This is a genomic window from Herbaspirillum sp. UBA812, assembly GCF_002296545.1.
GTDB classification, from domain to species: domain Bacteria; phylum Pseudomonadota; class Gammaproteobacteria; order Burkholderiales; family Burkholderiaceae_D; genus Herbaspirillum; species Herbaspirillum huttiense.
Map to the genome: position 1 here is coordinate 1 of NZ_DBIC01000376.1, position 2,143 is coordinate 2,143.

The following is a 2,143-nucleotide window of genomic DNA, read 5'->3' on the forward strand; positions in this document are numbered from 1 at the left end:
TATTCCGCCCTGCTGGACTGGGGCCTGCGCCTGACCTTCATGCTGGCCATGCCCTCGGCCGTGGGCCTGGCCACGCTCTCCGAGCCGCTCACCGCCACCCTGTTCCACTATGGCCGCTTCGATGCGCTGTCGGTCACCATGGTCGGCCACGCCCTGGTGGCCTACGGTGTCGGCCTGATCGGCCTGATCGTGGTGAAGATTCTGGCCCCCGGCTTCTATGCCAAGCAGGATATCCGCACCCCCGTCATCATCGCCATCGGCGTGCTGATCGCCACCCAGCTCATGAACAGCGTCTTCGTGCCCCTGTTCTCGCACGCCGGCCTGGCCTTGTCGATCGGCCTGGGGGCCTGTCTCAATGCCCTGTGTCTTTACATCGGCCTGCGCCGCCGCCAGATCTACGTGCCGCGTCCGGGCTGGGGCCTGTTCCTGGTACGCCTGACCGGCGCGCTGCTGGTGATGGCCGGGGTGGCGCTGTGGATTTCCGGCCACTTCGACTGGGTCGCCCTGCGCGCCCATCCGCTGCTGCGCATCGGGGCGCTGATGCTGGTGCTGGCGGTGTGTGCGGTGGCCTATTTCGGCCCGCTGTTCGCGATGGGCTTCCGCCTGCGTGAATTCAAGCGCATCGCGCGCCGCTGATCAGCCTTGCAGGCCGCTTCAGCACAAGCCTGGAGCGGTCTGAAACAAGAAATTTCATTCCCCGCCCGGCAGACCTGACGCAGCGCGCAATATTTTGATAGCATGGGTGACATGACGCTCACCTCCCTCGACTATTTTGCTTCGCTGGTGCGCCAGGACGATTCGATTCCGCTGTTCGAATCTGCCTTGACGCTGGGACAGGATTTTTATCCGGAAATGGATTTTGCCGAGGAAGAGATGGCGCTCGACACGCTGGCGCTCAAGCTCAGGCAGCGCCTGCCCCAGGATGCCTCGCAGATCCAGAAGCTGCGCATGCTGAACCATTTCTTCTTCCAGGAAATGGCCTTCGCCGGCAACGTCAACAATTACTACGATCCCGACAACAGCTATATCCACCGGGTGATCTCGACGCGGCGCGGCATTCCGATCTCGCTGGCGGTGGTCTATATCGAACTGGCGCAGCAGATCGGCCTGGAGATGAAGGGAGTTTCCTTCCCCGGCCACTTCCTGATGAAGCTTTCGGTGCAATCTGGTGAAATCGTGCTCGATCCCATGAATGGCGCGAGCCTGTCGAGGCAGGAACTGGAAGAGCGGCTGGAGCCCTATCTGGCCCATCAGCCCGAAGAGGATTTCGGCGATGAACTGCCGCTGGCAGCCTACCTGCGCGCGGCCCATCCACGCGAGATCCTGGCGCGCATGCTGCGCAACCTCAAGGCCATCTTCATGGAAAGCCAGCGCTGGCAGCAAGTGCTGGATGTGCAGGAGAGACTGGTGATCCTGCTACCCGAGGAAATCACCGAGAAACGCGACCGTGGGCTGGCCTATGCCAACCTCGGGCAAGCCCAGGCGGCGCTGGAGGATCTGGAAGCCTACCTGGCCCTGCGTCCCCATGCCGAGGACGCGCCCAACCTGCGGGAGATGCTGCCCGACCTGCGCGAAGCACTGCGCAAGCCGAGCTGAACAGCCCGTTCGGGCTTACTGCTTCCCTTCGATTTCTTCCCAACGCTCCAGGCTCACCAGCAGTTCTTCGTCGATCTCGGCGAAACGCTGGTTCAGCTTGACGGCTTCATCCGCCCCCTTCTTGTACAGATCCGGATCGGCCAGTTTAGCCGACAGTTCCTTCTGTTCCGCTTCCAGCGCGGCGATACGCTTGGGCAGTTCTTCCAGCTCGCGCTGTTCCTTGTAGCTCAGCTTCTTCTTGGCCGGTGCGGGGGCGGCAGCAGGTGCGGCCATGGTGGACTCGGCCTTGACTTCGTTCTTGTCGGCCGCCTTGGCAGCAGCCTTGGCCCCTGCCGATGTCTGCGCCGGGCGCTGGCGCTCCCAATCGGAATAACCGCCCACGTATTCACGCCAGACGCCATTGCCTTCGGAGGCGATCACCTGCGTGACCACGTTGTCCAGGAACATGCGGTCGTGGCTGACCAGGAAGACGGTGCCTTCATACTCTTCCAGCAATTCTTCCAGCAGTTCCAGGGTATCGATATCGAGGTCGTTGGTCGGCTCGTCC

Annotated in this window: 2 protein-coding genes and 1 pseudogene; 2 read left to right on the forward strand and 1 reads right to left on the reverse strand. The window is 62.5% G+C overall.

Going from position 1 to position 2,143, the window contains the following annotated elements; translation table 11 throughout:
- Together murJ and B3873_RS24875 are read left to right on the forward strand one after the other, a co-directional pair.
- On the forward strand, window positions 1-636 hold a 636-nt coding region (gene murJ, locus B3873_RS24870), incomplete at its 5' end, for a murein biosynthesis integral membrane protein MurJ (RefSeq protein WP_286869684.1).
- Between the two features lie 111 nt (window positions 637-747).
- Window positions 748-1,596 carry a SirB1 family protein gene (locus B3873_RS24875; RefSeq protein WP_034340401.1) on the forward strand — a complete coding sequence of 283 codons (849 nt, stop codon included), beginning with the start codon at window positions 748-750 and terminating at the stop codon, window positions 1,594-1,596.
- A gap of 15 nt (window positions 1,597-1,611) precedes the next feature.
- On the opposite strand, the pseudogene B3873_RS24880 reads toward B3873_RS24875, so the two are convergent.
- Window positions 1,612-2,143 (reverse strand): annotated as a pseudogene (locus tag B3873_RS24880) (ABC transporter ATP-binding protein); the annotation flags it as partial.

Excerpts from the sequence above, each read along its gene's own strand:
- B3873_RS24875 (WP_034340401.1), top strand. The coding sequence starts at position 748 with ATGACGCTCACCTCCCTCGACTATTTTGCTTCGCTGGTGCGCCAGGAC.